Here is a 17,775-nt window from a genome sequence, read left to right as displayed (position 1 = left end):
ACGTGCACCGCCTCTGTGAAGCGAGCTTCCGGATCCTCCTGAAACCGCATGCGGCCGCGCACGCATCTGACAGGATCCGTCCATGCACACCACGGGGGACGGGCTCCGCGCCTGGCTGACCGGACTGGACGACCGCGCACTTCGGGAACTGCTCACGGTTCCGGGCATGTTGACGCACATACCGGGGATCGCCGCGAAGGGGCCGGCGCCGCGCCTGCGGCGCCGCGAGGTCCTGGCGGCCCGCACGTGGCTGAGCCGCACCAGTGCGGGCAGCCTCGCGACGATCGCGCAGTACGCGGCGGGCTGGACGATGTTCCGCTTGGAGCGGTGTTACGGACACCGTCCGGTGGAGCAGCCGACGGCGCCCGCCACGGAGCAACTGGGGCAGATGCTCCGAGAGGTCCCTCCCGTGCTCGCCCAGATCACCCTGTACGGCCTCGCCGAGACCCCCGTGGCCGACGGCGGGTCGGTCGGGGACCACTGGGACGACCTGTGGGCGGCCGCCTCGACCGCCGGGGCGCCGTGCATGTGCGAGCGGGGCGACGGACCGTGCAGTCCGGCCGACGGAGCCGAGGACGGATCCGACGCCGGCGAGGCATCCGTAGGGACGGGTGCCGTACGAGGAGAAGAGGGCGACGCGTTGACCGTGGGGATCACCGAGGAGCAGTTGCTCGCGTCGCGGCATGCGCTGAGTGAGCGGTCGACGGCACTGGGCCGGGTGTTGGAGGAGGCCCTCGGGCAGGTCCGAGCGGGACGGGCCGTTCCGGACCAGCTCTCCGTGCAGTTGGAGGAGTGGCGGCGGGCTCGGTCCCGGATTGCGGACGGGCTCGCCGCCGACGGTCGGGAGTGGTGCGGGGAATCCGGATTCGCCCAGCTCGACGCGATCGTGCAGGAACTACGGGACATCGCGGCACAGCGCACCGAGGAGTTGCGCAGGCTGGAAGCGGACCGCCGGGAACTCCGCGTCCTCCTGGAGAGGACCGCGTCCGACGCGCCGCACCGCTTACCGCTCCAGCAGTCACTGACCGTGCTGGAGGCGCGCATCAGCGAGCTCGTGGCGGCGGGGGCCCGTACCGCCCCGTCGGACGGCGCCCTGCCCGAACCGGTCCGGGCCGTCGACGTCGGCGGGGAATCAGAGCCGCCAGGGGCACCGAATCCGGATCCCACCGCAGAGCGGGACCATCTGCCTGACGTGGTCCCGGAACCGGCCGTCGAGGCCGACCCCGCCGCGGTGTCGATCGTGTCCTCGGACTCGGGCCCGGAATCGGACTCGGGCCCGGGCTCCCGGCCGGAGCCGGAAGCGGAGCCCGAAGCGGTCTCGGGTTCAGGGCCGGTCACGCCCCGATCCCCGAAGGACGAACCGGCCACGGCACCCGCGCCCGCCCCGCCCGCGACCCCGGCGCCGGTACGCACCGGCGCGGAAGCCCCCGGCACCCCGACGGACCCGACGGACCTCGCAGACCCGGACCTCGATCCGGTTGCCGGAGCAAGGTCGTACTTCCTGCCGTGGAAACCGCCGACGGCGCCCGGCACCGGCGAGGCGGCGGTGGCCCGGCTGATCGGTCAGGGCCGGTTCCAGGAGGCCTACTGGACGACGGTCGGCTCGGCGGAGCCCCCGCACCGCGCCGACTGCCTCGCCTTCGCCGAGGCCGCCTTCTCCTGCGGCGACGAGGGAGAGGCCGTGGCCGTCATGACCGGCTTCGACCCGGAGATCCAGCTGCTCCAGGCCGACCGACCCGCCCTGGTGCTCGCCGCCGTGGCCTCGCTGCGCGCCGGTCTGCTGGCGGGATGGCCCAACGACCTCCTGATCCAGACGGACCTCTCCTCCACCGTGCCCGGGAACTGGGGCAAACTCCTGGAGCGGGCCGTCGACGCCCTGCGCCGCTACCACCGGCTCGACCTCGGCGCGACCCGCCTGACCACCGACGACATGACGGGACTCACCGCGGACCAGCTCTCCTCCGAGGCTGCCGAGCTGCGGGACGCCTTGCGGCGCCAGCGCATCGGCTACACCCGCGCGACCCAGGTCAGGACCCGTCTGATCGGCTCGGACCAGCCCCTCGGGAAGGCATTGGACGGAATCAGCGCCTGGGCGGCCGGCACGGCCGAGGCGGCCGACCTCGACCAGGTCTGGGAGCTCTTCCGCAAGCGCGGCTCCGCGGAACGCATGATCGAGGAGGCGGACGCCGAGATCCGCACGCCGAAGCAGGCGAAGGAGCCGATCGAGGCCGCTGCAAAGCGGGCTCTGCTGCGCAGCATCGAGCAGGTGTCCGACCTGTTGTCCCGCGCCCGGGCGCTGGCCGCCCCCGCCGTCGACGAGCGGGCCGACAGCGCCACCGGCCTTCGGCACGCGCTGGACCAGGTACGTCACGCAACGCCCCCGCCGGGCGTCGAAGGGGCAGCCCTGCTGCGGCTGCGCACGTGGCTGCTGGAGGGCGACCGGTCATCCGGCACCGCCGTCCCGGCCCGTGACGCCGACGCCGTACGCGCGGCGGACCAGCCCCGGACGGAGGCCCTGCTCGCCGCGCCGGAACTGCCGCGGTCGGCCGAAGGGGCGCCCCGGCCCGACCAAGAGGGCTTCCGCGAAGCGGTGCTCGCGCTCCTGGAGCCGGTCGACGCGCGCGCGGTGCTCCGGAAGTACCTCGAACGGGGTGACCTGCACCTCGCCGACGCCCTGGTCTCGGCGCTGGAACAGGACCTCGTCCCCGCCCTCCCGGCGGGTCTCGACGCCGTGCCGCGCGACTGGCGGCAGATGCGCGATCCCGAATGGGCACGCTGGAGCAGCGTTCACCGCAAGGCCCACGCCGCAGCGAGCGCCCTCCTCGCCGAGCTGCGCACCCAGCAGCTCGACATGCAGACGGAGCGGGAACTCGTCGGCCGCCTCGAAGAGCTGGGCCGACCCGCACCGGAGGGCGCGTTCGGCCGAGCCTGCGCCGGCATCGCCGTCCTGGAGCGCGAGATGCGGGGGAAGGTGCAGGAGTACGTGGCGCGCCTCCACGAAAGCCTGGCCGCGTTGAACCCCCCGCCCGAGGAACTGCGACGCCTCACCTCGCTGCTCGACGCACGGGACACGGTCACCGCCGAGGAGTGTCTGGCACTGCTGCGCGAGGGCAAACCCCTCCCCGACTGGAGCGCCACGGACTCGGGGGCGGAGCTGGAGCGTTTCACCGACGGCATCGAGCTGTCCGTGGTGCGCAAGGCCGGGAACCAGGGGTACTCCGCCCGCCCCTGGGCCAACTCCTACCTGGACGGGGAGCCCCTCACCGAGGGCGCGCGAAGCGGGCTGGAGTCGTGGGACGCCCTGTGCCGCCCCGCCACCCGGGGCTCGGAGTGGCAGCGGCACATCCCGTCCGTCCTGCGCGTGCTGGGGCTGGAATGCCTGCAGACGCCCGTCCGGGACCAGCAGCGCGAGGTGCGCGGTGTACTGCGGCTCACCGCCCGGGCGCGGGCGAGCGAGACGGCTCCCGGTTACGTGGCGGCCCTGGGGTCGGCCGCGTCCTCGTACACGATCCTCGTGGTCTCCGACGAACAGCGCGGCCGCAGCCCGCTGGAACTGCTGGACAGCAGCGACTCCGGGGCCTGCCTGATCCTCTACCTGTATCCGCTGGGCCTGAACGGGCGCCGGGAGATGGCGGCCCGCGCGCGCACCGCCTCCTCCCAGCAGGCGCTGGTGGTGGACCCCGCCGTGTTCGGCTGGGTGGCGGCGCGTTCGCCGCGCTCCTTCCGGGCCACGCAACGGGTCACCCTGCCGTGGACGGCGTACAACCCGTACACGCCCTTCGTGGCCGGGCTCGTGCCGCCGGAGGTCTTCTACGGCCGGCAGGAGGAGATCGCCGCCGTCACGGACCCGCTCGGCGCGCTGTTCCTGTACGGCGGACGCCAGCTGGGCAAGTCCGCTCTCCTGCGCAAGGTACAGGCGTCCTTTCCGGGCGTCCCCGGCCGCAAGGCCATCTACGTCGACCTCAAGGCGCGTGGAGTGGGTGAGGCCGAGCCGGCCGAACGCATCTGGGCGGTTTTGGAGGACGAGCTGAAGCGGGTGGGCGTACTGGGCGGGTCGGCGGATTCCGCCCACACCCCGGACGTGATGCTCGCCAAGGTGGAGAAGTGGCTGGAGGAGAGTCACGACAGGCGGGTGCTGGTGCTCGCCGACGAGGCCGACGCCTTCCTGACCGCGGACTCCAAGGCCGTGCGCGGGCGCGGTGGGGAGGCCACCTTCTCCAACGTGCTCCGGCTCAAGGGGTTGATGGACCGCACCGACCGCCGCTTCAAGATCGTCTTTGCGGGCCTGCACCAGGTACAGCGCTTCAGCCACCTGTCCAACGTGCCCCTGACGCACGGCGGCCCGGACGTCCTGATCAGCACGTTGAAGCCGGCCGAGGCACAGCGCCTGGTCGTCGAGCCGATGGCGGCCTTCGGGTACCGCTTCGACCGGCCCGAGCTGGTCTGGCGGGTGCTCGCCGCGACGAACTACCAGGCGTGTCTGGTCCAGATCTTCTGCGAACGGCTCGTCGCGGCCCTGCGCGGGAAGTCGCTCGCCTCCGCGCAGTGGCCGATCACGGTCACCGACGACGACGTCCGGTCCGTGACCGGTTCCGCACAGGTCCACCGCCACATCGCCGAGCGGCTGCGGATCACCATCAACCTCGAGGACCGCTACCGGGTCCTCGCGCTGGTGATCGCCCTGCGCAGCCAGGAGGACCGCTACCGCTACGGTTACGACGCCGATGAGCTCCTGAGGGCCGCCAAGGAGCGCTGGCGGGAGGGGTTCAGTTCGCTCACCGCGAGCGACGTGAGGATCTACCTGGACGAGATGGTGGGCCTGGGCCTGCTCATCCAGCTGGCCGACGCGCGTCTGTACGCCGTCCGCAGCCCGAACGTCGTCAGCATGCTGGGAACCCGCGAGGACCTCGAACTCGAGCTGCGTCAAACCGAGTTCGACCTTCCCTACGACTACAACCCGCGCTTCTCGCGGCGCTTCGTCGGGCCGGACCGCGAGCACATCGCCCGCTACAGTCCGCTCACGGAGCACCAGTTGCACCTGGTGACGGCGCCCGGCGTGGCCGCGGTGTGCCTGACCGAGGCCCATGGGCCGGCGCTCGTGAAGCGCGCGGTGAAGTCGTACTCCACCGCGCGCGGACTGGAGTTCCGGGAGGCGCCCCCCGGTGCCCCGCCCCAGGCGCTGACGAAGGACACGGACGGCCGACCGTCCCTGATCCTGGCCGATGTCAGGGGTCTCGGGTCCGCCGAGGTCGCCGACTGGGTGACGTCCCTGCACGCCCACACCTCCCTGCCGGAGGGCGGAGTGCCCCATCGGACGGCCGTCCTGCTGGTGGATCCGGCCGCGCTCGGTCAGAAGGACGAACTCATCACCAGTGTGGTGCGTCCCGAACGGTGGACCGCGGACAGTCTCCGCGCCTGGCCGGAGTGTCCGTTCGACACCCCGGACAAGCGGCGACGGGTCATCGAACTCACCGGTGGCTGGCCCCACCTGCTGGAGCGGACCGTGCACCGCATCGCCCGGGAGGGCTCCACTCTCGAAGCGGCCCTGGAGGACGCCCGGGACTTCATCAGGCAGCGCGACTTCGCCCGCGTGCACCTGGAGCGGGTCGGGCTCGACGCCCGTCTGACAGGGGTGCTGGCCGAGTGGAGCCAGTACGTGGAGCCGGGCGAGGGATGCGCCTACGCCGACATCGCGTCGGTCACCGGACTGCGGATCGAGGAGGTCGGCTCGCTCGTGGGCCGACTGCTCGACCACGGTGTGCTGGACGACGGGCCGGAGGGCTGCTCGCTGGACCGGATCACCTTTCGGGCGCTCCAGGTCCTGTCGGAACCGTCGTGACTCCCGAGCCGCACGCGCCCTCCGGGACCCCGGTGACCACGCTGCCCGGAGTGCGGTTGTGGATGCGTCGGCTGCTGGGCGACCTGCGGTCGGGAAGGAGCTGCCTCTGCCTCTTCCCACAGGCCCAGTTGACCGGTGCGCCGGCCGATGTCGAGGCCCTGCTGGACGAGCTGCTCCACGAACTCGCGGACTTCGTCCTCGTCCCCGCACCCGGCGACGGTACGGCACCCGGACACCTCCTCCCGGCCCCACCGCCTCCCGTAGGCTCGGACCCGTGGGGCGACATGGACCCGATCCTCGACTACGACGACGGGTTGGCCGCCTTCTCGGCCGTACGGACGAGGTACGCGGCGGTTCCGCGGGCCCGCACGGCCTCGGCGCCGGACGTCCGGCGGGAGGAACCCGCCTTCCCCTGCCTGGCTGACCGGATCGTCAAGGAACTCGGCGCCCCGGCCTCCGACGCCGACCGGGGACACACCGGGACCGAAGGACTCCTCGAACGCCTCACCGCCACCGCTCCGGGCAGCCCTGACGCGACCCGGGTGATCGTGGTGCGCGGTTGGCAGGAACCCGCCCCGACCGCCGCCACCGACCTGCTGCGCCGGCTGTCCGCCACGGTCAAGGCAGCCGGCCTGCCCCCGGGACGGCGCCCGCGCCTGTTGGTGCTGGCCACGTCGACGGAGCTGCCGGTGGAACTGCCGGAGCAGATCGCACGCGAGGACGTCGGCGTCCACTGGTGGTGGGGTGCCCTCGGCCGCCTCGACACCGCCACCGTGGTCGCCATGGCCCGGGCCCGCCCGACCGGTCCGGCCGCCCGGCACCAGCTCCTCGAAGCGGTGGCGCAGGCCACCGTGGTCGAAGTGTGCGGGCCCTTCCTCGATCTGGCAGCGCGGCTGGCGGTCGAGTGGGACGGGCGGCCGGACGGCCTTCCCGCGCAGTTGCACCGGCTCACGGCCGGACCGTCGCCGGACCGAACCCCCCTGCGCGGCCCGCGGACGACGGAGTCGACCGCAGCCCCGCTCCATCCGAACGCCTCCCTGCGTCCCGAATGGAACCATGGCACGCTCGACAGGTGGGACGGGCGGCTGCGCCGCCGCCCCGCGGGCGGGGCCGAACACGAGCACAGCGTGCGCACCCGTGTCTGGCTGGCCCAGAATCACGCCCTGTTGCCCCTGCTCGACGAGGCCCGTGAGCAGTTCACCGAGGTGATCGGGGTCCGGTCGCGCCTCCCCGGAACCGAACTGGCCGCTCGCTACGGCCGACGCGCCGAAATGGAACTGGGTGCGATGTGGCGCGCTCACCTGCAGGGCCACGTCCGGCTCAGCCAGCCGGAGGCCGACCGGCTGCGTACCCTCTGGGCATCCCGCAACAAGCTCGCCCACCGCACCGCGCTCGACAACACCGCCCTGGAGTCCTTGGTGCACGTCCTGTGCTCCTGAGGTCGGGGCGGGCGAGGTCCTCGGCCGAGGGTCATCGCCCGCGCGGGGCGCCAGTCATACAAGCGGCGAAACGGGACGGCCACATGTTCAACAAAGTGAGGACGGGGGCGTCAGGAGCCTGCGCGGCGGGCGAACCGTGCACGGATCGTCGTGTCCGGGTGCACGCCCGGAACACTGCCACCGGTGCCGCCTCCTGGCCCCAGCACCGGAGCAGTGGCGCACCCGCGCCCGGAACACGAACGCGCGCCGCCTCCCTGCCCTGGACGGGCGGGGAGGCAGCGCGCGGGCTGGGCATGGAGAGCGGCGGGAAGGGCCCCTACGGTGTGCCGCCCAGGGCGGCCAGCTGCTCCTCGAACGGCACCACCTCGTCGTCCCCGTCCGGTTCCGCGACCTGCTGGTGCCGGACCATCAGCTCGGCCAGCTCGGCGGCCGCCCGGTCGACGCGTCCGGCGAGCGCGGCGGTCCGGGTGTCCCCGGCCGAGCCCCAGTCCTCGGGGGCCGCGAACACGGCGGTCGGTGCCACGACGGCCCGCAGATGGGCGAAGAGCGGCCGCATCGCGTACTCCAGGGCGAGGGAGTGCCGTGCGGTGCCGCCGGTGGCGGCGACGAGCACCGGCTTGCCGACGAGTGCGTCGCGGTCGATCACGTCCACGAAGGACTTGAACAGGCCGCTGTACGAGGCGCTGAAGACCGGTGTGACGGCGATCAGTCCGTCCGCCCGGGTCACGGCTTCGAGCGCGTCCCGCACGGCGGGCGCGGGGAAGCCGGTGACGTGGTGCTTGGCGATGTCGACGGCCAGCTGCCGCAGTTCCAGGACGTCGACCTCGACCGTCCGTTCCGTGTCCGCCAGTTGCCGCCGGACCGATTCTGTGAGCCGGTCGGCGAGCAGCCTCGTGGACGACGGCACGCTCAGCCCGGCCGTGACGACCGCCAGCCGCACCGGACTCACCGCTGCTCCCCGCCGCGCCGGGCGACGAGGGCCTCGTGTGTCGGCCCGGCCGGAGCCTCGGCGGACCGGCCGACCGCGAACTCCTTGCGCAGCACGGGGACCACCTCCTCGCCGAGCAGGTCCAGTTGTTCCAGGACGGTCTTCAGCGGCAGGCCGGCGTGGTCCATCAGGAACAGCTGGCGCTGGTAGTCCCCGAAACCCGCGCGGAACGTCAGGGTCTTCTCGATGACCTCCTGCGGGCTGCCGACGGTGAGCGGGGTCTGCTCGGTGAACTCCTCCAGCGAGGGGCCGTGCCCGTAGACGGGAGCGTTGTCGAAGTAGGGACGGAACTCCCGGACGGCGTCCTGGGAGTTGCGGCGCATGAACACCTGGCCGCCGAGGCCGACCACCGCCTGCTCGGGCGTTCCGTGGCCGTGGTGGGCGAAGCGCCGGCGGTACAGGTCGATCAGCCTCCGGAAGTGGTCCTTGGGCCAGAAGATGTTGTTCGCGAAGAAGCCGTCGCCGTAGTACGCGGCCTGCTCGGCGATCTCCGGGCTGCGGATCGAGCCGTGCCAGACGAACGGTGCGACGCCGTCCAGCGGGCGCGGCGTCGAGGTGAAGCCCTGCAGCGGCGTCCGGAAGCGCCCCTCCCAGTCGACCACGTCCTCGCGCCACAGCCGTTGCAGGAGCGCGTAGTTCTCGATCGCGAGCGGGATGCCGTCGCGGATGTCCTGGCCGAACCACGGGTAGACGGGGCCCGTGTTGCCGCGCCCCAGCATCAGGTCGACGCGCCCGTCGGCCAGGTGCTGGAGCATGGCGTAGTCCTCGGCGATCTTCACCGGGTCGTTGGTGGTGATCAGCGTGGTGGAGGTGGAGAGGATCAGGCGCTCGGTGCGCGCGGCGACGTACCCGAGCATCGTGGTCGGCGAGGAGGGCACGAACGGCGGGTTGTGGTGTTCACCCGTCGCGAAGACGTCCAGCCCCACCTCCTCCGCCTTGAGCGCGATGGTCACCATCGCCTTGATCCGTTCGTGTTCGGTGGGTGCCCGGCCCGAGGTCGGATCGGGCGTGACGTCGCCCACCGTGAAGATGCCGAATTGCACAGGAGTCGCTTTCTCAGTGAGGGGTGGTGGGGGCTTCGCCGGGGACCGGGAACCGGGGGCTACAGGGTGCGGCGCACGCCCGCCTGCCGTTCCAGGTTGCGCAGCTGTACGGAGAGGTCGCCCTCGACCGCGGTGTGGGCGGGGCCGCTGCGCCCGATGGGCAGCACCTCCTCGCTGCGCATGTCCTCCAGCATGAGGGCGTACGCGGCGTAGGTCGCGGCCAGCGCCACCAGGAGCCCGAGGGCCCCGGAGGCGTGCGTGAGCCATTCGGCGCCGGTCAGCCCCGACAGCCCGGTGGCCGCCCAGCGGGGCAGGGAGACCACGAGGACGACCCACAGCGCGCGCTTGGGCCGGGTCACGGCGGCCATCAGCGCCCCGAAGCACAGGAACGCCAGGTTGAACACGCCCAGGACCTTCAGGCCGCCGGCCGCGCCGGTGCCCATGACGAGGGCGTACGCCAGCCAGCTTCCGGCGAAGGTCCCCATGAGCGTGGCCGCGATCACGTCCCGGGCCAGGAAGGCCAGGACGCTGACGAGGAGTTGCAGGGCGAAGGCGGGCAGCACGCACAGGGCGACGGCCCGGCGGTCGGCGGGGGCGAGGATCCCGAGCTGGAGGCAGGCCGTCATCACCGAGGCGATCGCGACCGTGAAGAAGCCGAGCGGCATCGGGGAGGCGATGGGGCGGAGGTTGATGCGGGTCATCGAGCGGAGGTCCGGCTCGAAGCGGCGCCCGGGCGGTGCCGCCGGGCCGTCGTCGCCGTCGTCGGCGCGGTCGCCGCCGGTGGCGGGGGTGGCGGGGGTGGTGCTCATCTCAGGTCTTCCTGGGGTCGGCGCGCGTCAGTGCGCGAAGCAGGGGTCGACGAAGGGCTGGGGCGGCTGCGCCGCGGAGCCGCGTGCGGCGCGCCAGGCGCGCTGTTCCTCGGACTCGGCGACGACTTCGGCCATGCGCAGGGCCTGGAGCGTGCCCCGGGACTGGTAGCCGCCGAAGCGGGCCACCGGCGACCACCGGGGACTGACCGGCGGCAGGGGTTCGTCCAGGCCGTCGTACTCGGCGCAGGCGTAGACGATGCGGCCGCCGACGACCGTGAGGACGGACTCGATGTCGGGGAGGGCGCTCTCGGGCACCGTGAAGTAGTCCTCGGACAGGATCGCGAGGTCGCCGTAGCAGCCCTCGCGCAGGACGCCCTTGACGTCCTGCTCGCCGGTGAGCCGAGCGCCGCCGCGGGTGTAGAGGCCGAGGGCGGTCTCCCGGTCGAGCGGCTGCCCGGCCGGGCTCAGGTCCGTGCCGCCGACGGTGCGGCCGGTCACCAGCCAGTGCAGCGCGACCCACGGGTTGTACGAGGACACGCGGGTGGCGTCCGTTCCGGCGGCGACGGTCAGGCCCCGGTCGAGCATGGCCCGGACCGGAGGGGCGTGCGAGGCGGCCTCGGCGCCGTAGCGGTCGAGGAAGGCGGTGCCCTGGAAGGACATGCGGTTCTGGACGGACAGGGCGCCGCCGAGGGCCGCGATCCGGTCCAGGCTCTCGGCCGAGACGGTCTCGGCGTGGTCGAAGAGCCAGCGGTTGCCGCCGGGGAAGAGGCCTTCGGCCGCGAGCTTCTCGAAGACGGCCAGGTCGCGGCGGATGGTTTCGTCGTAGGTCGCGTGCAGGCGGAAGCCCCAGCCGTTCTCCGTCAGCAGCCGGACCGCCTGCTCGAACTCCGCCTCGTAGCCGGAAGCGAGTTCGGGGCGGGGTTCGGAGAAGTTCTCGAAGTCGGCGGCGGCCCAGGTCAGGTTCTCGCCCGCGCCGTTCAGCCGCAGCCACTCGTCCCCGTCGCCGGGCTTGACCGTCTCCGTCCAGCGCTTGAGGTCGTCGAGCTCCTGCCCCGCGGTCTGGGGGAACAGGTGGTAGGCGATCCGCAGCGACAGCTCGCCCGACCGGGCCAGGTCGACGACCGTCGCGTAGTGCTCGGGGAAGCTCTGGAAACCGCCGGCGGCGTCGACCGCCGAGGTCAGTCCGAAGCGGTTGAGCTCACGCAGGAAGTGGCGCGTCGACGTCCGCTTGTCGTCCTCGTCCAGGGCCGGGGCCTTGGCGAGGGTGGAGTAGAGGATGAGGGCGCTCGGAGCCGCCAGCAGGATGCCGTTCGGCTCGCCGTCCCGGCCCCGTACGATCTGGCCGCCGCGCGGGTCGGGGGTGTCGCGGGTGAAGCCGGCCGCGCGGACCGCGGCCCGGTTGAGGATGGCCGACTGGTAGAGGTGCAGGACGAACACGGGGGTGTCGGGCGCGGCGGCGTTCAACTCGGCCACGGTCGGCATCCGCCGCTCGGCGAACTGCTCGGCCGTCCAGCCGCCGACGACGCGGATCCACTGTCCCTTGGGAGTGCGCCCGGCCTGCTCGCGCAGCATGGCCAGGGCGTGGCGGAGGCTGCGCACGCCGTCCCAGCGCAGCTCCAGGACGTAGTTGAGGCCGCCCCGGATGACGTGCAGGTGGGAGTCGTTCAGGCCGGGCACCACGCGCCGGCCGAGGGCGTCGACGACCCTGGTCGCCGGGCCCACGAGGCGGGCGAGGTCGTGGTCGTCGCCCAGGGCCACCACCCGGCCGTCGCGGATCGCGACGGCGCGGGCGGCGGGCCGGTCGGGGTCGCCGGTGAACACCTTGGCGTTGCGGACGAGGAGGTCCGCCGCCGGCCCGTCCGGCTGACGGTCGGGGACGACCCCGGCCACGGGCATGCTGGGGGTACGGGTCATGACAGGGCCTTGCGCAGGGTGTCGACCGCCAGGCCGATGGCGAGGTCCGCGGCCCGCGTCTCGCGCAGCGCGTTCAGCATGACGAAGTCGTGGATGGTCCCGAGCACGCGCAGGGCGGTGACGGGGACCCCGGCGGCCCGGAGCTTGGCGGCGTACGCCTCGCCCTCGTCGCGCAGGACGTCGGCCTCGGCGGTGATGACCAGCGCGGGCGGCAGTCCGGTGAGCTGGTCGAGGGAGGCCCGCAGCGGGGAGGCGGTGACCGAGGCGCGCTCGGCCGCGTCGGTCGTGTACTGGTCCCAGAACCAGCGCATGGCGTCGCGGCGCAGGAAGTAGCCGGTGGCGAACTGCTCGTACGAGTCGGTGTCGAAGGCGGCGTCGGTGACGGGGTAGAAGAGGACCTGCTGGAGGAAGCGGACGTCGCCGCGCTCCTTGGCCAGGAGCGTGAGGGCGGCCGTCATGTTCCCGCCGACCGAGTCACCGGCGACGGCGATCCGGGTGTTGTCGAGCTCCTTGTGCCGCCCCTCGCGGGAGATCCACTGGGCGACGCCGTAGTTCTGCTCGATGGCGACGGGGAAGCGGGCCTCGGGCGAGAGGTCGTACTCGGGGAAGACCACGGCCGCCCCCGCCCCTACCGCGAGTTCCCGGACCAGCCGGTCGTGGGTGTGGGCGTTGCCGAAGACCCAGCCGGCGCCGTGGACGTAGAGGACGACGGGGAGGGGTCCGGTGACGCCGGCGGGGCGGACGATGCGGACGCGGACGTCCCCGGCGGCGCCGCCGTGGACGGTGAGCCACTCCTCGTCGACGGCGGGCAGCGGCACCTCGTCACCGCTCTGCACGCCGTCCACGGCCTTGCGGCCCTCCGCGACGGGGATCTCGTACAGGAACGGGGGCTGGGCGGTGGCGTCGGCGAAGGCCTGGGCGGCGGCTTCGAGGACGGGCTGGTTCGGCATGGAGGGTTCTCCTGAGAGGGGGCGGTGCGGTCGTGGTACGGGGGCGCCAGGGACGCCGGGCTCAGCCCAGGAAGGCGAGCAGTTCGGCGTTGACCTCGGCCGCGTGGGTCCAGAGCAGGCCGTGCGGGGCGCCCGGGACGATCCGGAGCTCGGCGCCCGCGATCCGCTCGGCCAGCGGGATCGCGGTGGCCGTGACGGGCAGGGTGCGGTCGGCGTCGCCGTGGATGATCAGCGTGGGGACGTCGATGCGCGGCAGGTCCGCGCGGAAGTCCGTGAGCCAGGCCTGGACGCAGTCGAGGGTGCCCTTGGCGGAGGCGCCGACGGCGACGTTCCAACTGGCCTGCACCGCCTGCTCGCTGATGCGTTCGCCGCCGAGCACGTCGACGTTGTAGAAGTCGGCGAAGAAGTCCGTCATGAACGCGAACCGGTCGGCGCGGATGGCCTCCTCGATGCCCTTGAAGACGTCCCCGTCGACACCGCCGGGGTTGTCGTCGGTCTTGAGCAGGAAGGGCGGGACGACGCCGATCATGACGGCCTTGGCGATGCGCCCGGATCCGTGGGTCCCGAGGTAGCGGGTCACTTCGCCCGTGCCCATGGAGAAGCCGACCAGCACGGCGTCGCGCAGGTCCAGGGCCGTGAGCAGCTGGTTGAGGTCGGAGGCGAAGGTGTCGTAGTCGTAGCCGTCGGCGGGCTGGTCGGAACGGCCGAAGCCGCGGCGGTCGTACGTGATCACCCGGTGGCCGGCGGCGAGCAGTGCGGCGGTCTGCTTCTCCCAGGAGGCCCCGTTCAGCGGCCAGCCGTGGATCAGCACCACGGGCTGTCCGCTGCCGTGGTCCTCGTAGTAGAGCTCGACGGGGGCGGAGTCGCCCTGGGCGACGTTGACGAACGGCATGGTGTGCTCCCTGTGTCGGGGACGGATGTGATCTGCGGAAGTGGTGTGCGGGGCCGGGGGTCAGGCGCGCACGAGGGGGGTGTCGACGAGGTGCTCGGCCAGGAACCACACCTGGGCCTCGCCGGTGCGGACGACCTGGGAGACGAGGAGGTCGTTGCTGCCCTCGTCGCCCTCGGTCGAGAGCCGGGCGGCGGCGTCCCGGGCGTCGACCAGGATCCGCTCGTGCGCGTCGAGGAGCCGCGACAGCATGACGGGCACCTTCTCGACACCGTCCGGCGGCCGCGGGATCGTCGTCAGCTCGGCGACGTGGCGCGGATCGCCGACGGCGACGCCGCCGAGGCTCTGGACGCGCTCGGCCAGGGCGTCCACGAGGGCCAGTTGGGCCTCCGCGTGCGCGTCGAGCATGAGGTGGAGCGAGTGGAAGGTGGCTCCGCGCACGAGCCAGTGGTGCTTCTTGTAGAGGGCGTACAGGATCTGCGTGTCGGCGAGCACCTGGTTCAGCCGCTGGCAGGCGTACATGCGGGTGTCGTGGCCGAGGCCGATGGGCAGCTGCTTGAGAGTGCCGAAGGCCTGGGTCTCTCCGCCCTTCTGGTGCAGCAGCGGCTGGCCGCCGCCGTGTGCGGGTGGTGCGTCGGTGGTGGTTCCCATGGAGTACTCCTGAGAGGGGACGGGTGACGGGGGCCCGGCCGCGCGGGCAAAGGGGGTGTACGCGCGCGGCCGGGCCGGTCTGTTGGTCAGTCGCCGAGCGCGGGGCGGCGGTGGAGCACGAGCCGGGTGAGCAGGCCGCTGCCGGTGCCGGCCGCGAGCACGGGCACCGTCCACCACAGGGGGTGGGGCGTGAGTCCGAGGGCCGCGTCGAGGGACCAGGCTCCGGGGCCGGTGGCGGCCAGGGCCGCGGCGGTCCCGATCAGGACCAGGGGGTATTCGTAGCCGTCGTGCTGCACCCACAGCCCGTTGTGCCACTTCACGGTGAGGGCGACGGTCATGACCCCGATGACGCCCGTCGCGGCGAGCGGGGTCAGGAGTCCGGCGGCCAGGAACAGGCCGGACCCGATCTGCCCGCCGCCCGCCGCGAGGGCGGTCAGGGCGCCTCCGCGGAACCCGTCACGGCGGAACTCCCGGGTGCCGCCGTCGAGTCCCTCCCCGCCGAGGTGCCGGCTGACCTTCTGCACCCCGTGGCCCGCGACGAGCAGGCCCACCAGCAACCGCAGGAGGAGAATGCCGGTGTCCACGCCGGATCAGCCGGCCGCGTGCTCGCCGATGACGGCCTGCGCGTAGACGACGCCGAGGCCGTAGGCGCCCGCGTGCTCCTTGACGATCTCCATGACGGCGCCGTACGTCTCCTGGCGGGCCCAGTCGCGCTGGAGCTCCAGGAGCACCTGCACCCACGTCACCGGCACGGTTCCGGCGGCCAGCATCCGCTGGATGGCGTGCTCGTGGGCGGCGGGGCTGACGCCGCCCGAGGCGTCGGCGACCACGTAGACCTCGTAGCCCTGCTCCAGCGCGGACAGGGCCGGCAGGACCAGGCACACCTCGGTCCACAGACCGGACAGGATGATCTTCTTGCGGCCGGTCGCCTTGACCGCCGCCACGAGCGCCTCGTCCTCCCAGGCGTTCATCGTCGTGCGGTCGATGACGTCGTGCCCGGGGAACACGTCGGCGAGCTGCGGCAGCAGCGGCCCGGAGAACGACTCCGCGGCGACGGTGGTCAGGACGACCGGCACGTCGAAGGCCCGGGCGGCCTTGGCGAGCCCGACCGTGCTGTTGATGATCGCGGCGCGGTCGCCGCTGCCGGTGCCGAAGAACATCTGCGGCTGGTGGTCCACGAAGAGCATGACCGAGTTGTCGGCCGTGAGCAGGTCCGCGCTCGGTGCGGCCTGTACCTGGGTGATGTCGAACATGAGGGGTCCTCTCAAAGGTCGGGATGCGGCGCCTTCCGCGCTGCCGCGGCTCGCCACACGCCGAACCTACGAGCGCCCCGAACCCCTCGAAGTCCCCTCCGCGCACGGCAACTGTCCCCGCAGCGCACTCACTCCCGGGACCGACCCGCCCGTCGCCCGGAAGCGGGGCGTGCTCCCCTGTGAGCGGGCGGTCACGTAGAGGGGGCGGGGCCTCGTGTGCCGGAGCGGAGGCGCGGGATCGCACATACGATGGGCGGGAGCCGGCGCGGGCTGCTCGTCACGTCGGCCGTCCCGAGCACGCAGGGCGGAGGAGCATGGCACAGGCCACCGACGCGGCGCGGACCGTCATCCTGACGGTGGACGACGACCCGGGAGTCTCCCGTGCCATCGCCCGTGACCTGCGGCGACGCTACGGCGGCGGGTACCGGATCGTGCGCGCCGAGTCCGGTGAGTCCGCGTTGGAGGCGCTGCGCGAGCTGAAGCTGCGGGGCGATCTCGTGGCCGTGATCCTGGCCGACTACCGGATGCCGCAGATGAACGGCATCGAGTTCCTGGAGCAGGCGCTCGGCGTGTACCCGGGGGCGCGGCGCGTGCTGCTGACGGCGTACGCCGACACCAACGCGGCCATCGACGCGATCAACGTCGTCGACCTCGACCACTACCTGCTCAAGCCGTGGGATCCGCCGGAGGAGAAGCTCTACCCCGTGCTGGACGACCTCCTCGCCGTCTGGCGCTCCAGCGACTACCGGCCCGTACCGGCGACGAAGGTGGTCGGGCACCGCTGGTCGGCGCCCTCCTCGCGGGTGCGCGACTTCCTGGCCCGCAACCAGGTCCCGTACCGCTGGTACTCGTCCGACGAGCCCGAGGGGCGGCGGCTGCTGGAGGCGGCCGGGAGCGACGGCCGCCGGCTGCCCGTGGTGATCGCGCCGGACGGGACGGTGCTGGTCGAGCCGGAGGCGCCCGAGCTGGCCGCCCGCGTGGGGCTCGCGACCACGCCGGCCGCCGAGTTCTACGACCTCGTCGTCATCGGCGGCGGCCCGGCCGGGCTCGGTGCGGCGGTGTACGGGGCCTCCGAGGGGCTGCGGACGGTGCTGGTCGAGCGGTCGGCGACGGGCGGGCAGGCCGGCCAGAGCTCCCGCATCGAGAACTACCTCGGCTTCCCGGACGGCGTGTCCGGTGCACAGCTCACCGACCGCGCCCGCCGCCAGGCTGGCCGCTTCGGCGCCGAGATACTGACCGCGCGCGAGGTCACGGGGCTCGATGTCAACGGGGCGGCGCGTGTCGTACGGTTCTCCGACGGCTCGGCGATCGCCGCGCACAGCGTGATCCTGGCGACCGGCGTCTCGTACCGGCAGCTCGGGGCGCCGGGCTGCGAGGGCCTCACCGGCCGCGGGGTGTACTACGGCTCCTCCCTCACCGAGGCGGCGTCCTGCGAGGGGCAGGACGTGTACGTCGTCGGCGGCGCGAACTCCGCCGGGCAGGCCGCGGTCTACCTGGCGCGGGGTGCGAAGTCCGTGACGCTGCTCGTGCGCGGGGATTCCCTGACGGCGTCGATGTCGTACTACCTGATCCAGCAGATCGAGGACGCGCACAACATCACCGTCCGGCCCCGGACCGCCGTGGAGGCGGCGCACGGCGAGGAGCACCTGGAACGGCTGACCCTGCGGGACGCCGGGACCGGCGCCACCGAGGTCGTCGACGCCCAGTGGATGTTCGTGTTCATCGGCGCGGCCCCGCTCACCGACTGGCTGGAGGGGACGGTGCTGCGCGACGGGGACGGCTTCATCCTGGCCGGCCCGGACCTCACCCCGGACGGGCGCCCGCCGCCCGAATGGGAGCTGGACCGGCCGCCCTACCACCTGGAGACCAGCGTTCCCGGCGTGTTCGTGGCGGGCGACGCGCGCGCCCGGTCCGCCAAGCGCGTCGCGTCCGCCGTGGGTGAGGGGGCCATGGCCGTGATGCTCGTCCACCGCTACCTGGAGCAGTCATGAGCAGGCCGT

The 17,775-nt window shown here is 73.0% G+C and carries 12 protein-coding genes; 3 read left to right on the top strand and 9 right to left on the bottom strand.

What is annotated here, in order from left to right; all coding sequences use genetic code 11:
• Window positions 1–82 precede the first annotated feature (82 nt).
• Entirely contained in the window at window positions 83–5,839 is a 5,757-nt protein-coding gene (locus ACSHWO_RS29335) for a hypothetical protein (RefSeq protein ID WP_438316480.1), read from the top strand.
• On the top strand, window positions 5,836–7,278 hold the full coding sequence (locus ACSHWO_RS29330) for a hypothetical protein (protein WP_438316477.1): 1,443 nt from the start codon (window positions 5,836–5,838) through the stop codon (window positions 7,276–7,278). Before ACSHWO_RS29335 ends, ACSHWO_RS29330 begins: the two co-directional genes overlap by 4 nt.
• A 316-nt stretch (window positions 7,279–7,594) precedes the next feature.
• On the opposite strand, the gene ACSHWO_RS29325 is transcribed toward ACSHWO_RS29330, so the two are convergent.
• The 9 genes from ACSHWO_RS29325 to ACSHWO_RS29285 all read right to left on the bottom strand — a co-directional run bounded on the left by ACSHWO_RS29325 (window position 7,595) and on the right by ACSHWO_RS29285 (window position 15,775).
• On the bottom strand, window positions 7,595–8,227 hold the full coding sequence (locus tag ACSHWO_RS29325; RefSeq protein WP_438316474.1) for an FMN reductase: 633 nt from the start codon (window positions 8,225–8,227) through the stop codon (window positions 7,595–7,597).
• On the bottom strand, window positions 8,224–9,309 hold the full coding sequence (locus ACSHWO_RS29320; protein WP_438316471.1) for an LLM class flavin-dependent oxidoreductase: 1,086 nt from the start codon (window positions 9,307–9,309) through the stop codon (window positions 8,224–8,226). The genes ACSHWO_RS29325 and ACSHWO_RS29320 overlap by 4 nt, the downstream gene beginning before the upstream one ends.
• 59 nt (window positions 9,310–9,368) lie before the next feature.
• Window positions 9,369–10,118, bottom strand: a complete 750-nt coding sequence (locus ACSHWO_RS29315) for a GPR1/FUN34/YaaH family transporter (RefSeq protein ID WP_438316468.1) — start codon at window positions 10,116–10,118, stop codon at window positions 9,369–9,371.
• A 27-nt stretch (window positions 10,119–10,145) separates the two neighbouring features.
• Window positions 10,146–12,032, bottom strand: a complete 1,887-nt coding sequence (locus tag ACSHWO_RS29310; protein ID WP_438316465.1) for an amidohydrolase — start codon at window positions 12,030–12,032, stop codon at window positions 10,146–10,148.
• Window positions 12,029–12,982, bottom strand: coding sequence for an alpha/beta hydrolase (locus ACSHWO_RS29305; protein ID WP_438316462.1), 954 nt, complete (start codon window positions 12,980–12,982; stop codon window positions 12,029–12,031). The genes ACSHWO_RS29310 and ACSHWO_RS29305 overlap by 4 nt, the downstream gene beginning before the upstream one ends.
• 61 nt (window positions 12,983–13,043) lie before the next feature.
• A complete protein-coding gene (locus tag ACSHWO_RS29300; RefSeq protein WP_385817132.1) occupies window positions 13,044–13,874 on the bottom strand; it encodes an alpha/beta fold hydrolase in 831 nt (276 codons plus the stop codon).
• A gap of 60 nt (window positions 13,875–13,934) precedes the next feature.
• Window positions 13,935–14,522: a Dps family protein gene (locus ACSHWO_RS29295; protein ID WP_361098130.1), complete on the bottom strand. Its 588-nt coding sequence runs from the start codon at window positions 14,520–14,522 to the stop codon at window positions 13,935–13,937.
• Window positions 14,523–14,608: 86 nt separating this feature from the next.
• Window positions 14,609–15,106: a DoxX family protein gene (locus ACSHWO_RS29290; protein WP_385817133.1), complete on the bottom strand. Its 498-nt coding sequence runs from the start codon at window positions 15,104–15,106 to the stop codon at window positions 14,609–14,611.
• Between the two features lie 6 nt (window positions 15,107–15,112).
• Window positions 15,113–15,775, bottom strand: a complete 663-nt coding sequence (locus tag ACSHWO_RS29285) for a hydrolase (protein ID WP_361098136.1) — start codon at window positions 15,773–15,775, stop codon at window positions 15,113–15,115.
• Window positions 15,776–16,089: 314 nt separating this feature from the next.
• Here ACSHWO_RS29285 and ACSHWO_RS29280 point away from each other — a divergent pair, with 314 nt between their 5' ends.
• Window positions 16,090–17,766 (top strand): FAD-dependent oxidoreductase, encoded by a 1,677-nt coding sequence (locus ACSHWO_RS29280; RefSeq protein ID WP_438316456.1) that lies wholly within the window; start codon window positions 16,090–16,092, stop codon window positions 17,764–17,766.
• The last annotated feature ends 9 nt before the right edge of the window (window positions 17,767–17,775 follow it).

The organism is Streptomyces pallidus (ex Mingjun et al. 2026) (genome assembly GCF_051550185.1).
Lineage (GTDB): Bacteria > Actinomycetota > Actinomycetes > Streptomycetales > Streptomycetaceae > Streptomyces.
Note: the sequence above shows the minus strand (reverse complement) of the source record. Positions and strands in the feature narration are given on the sequence as shown.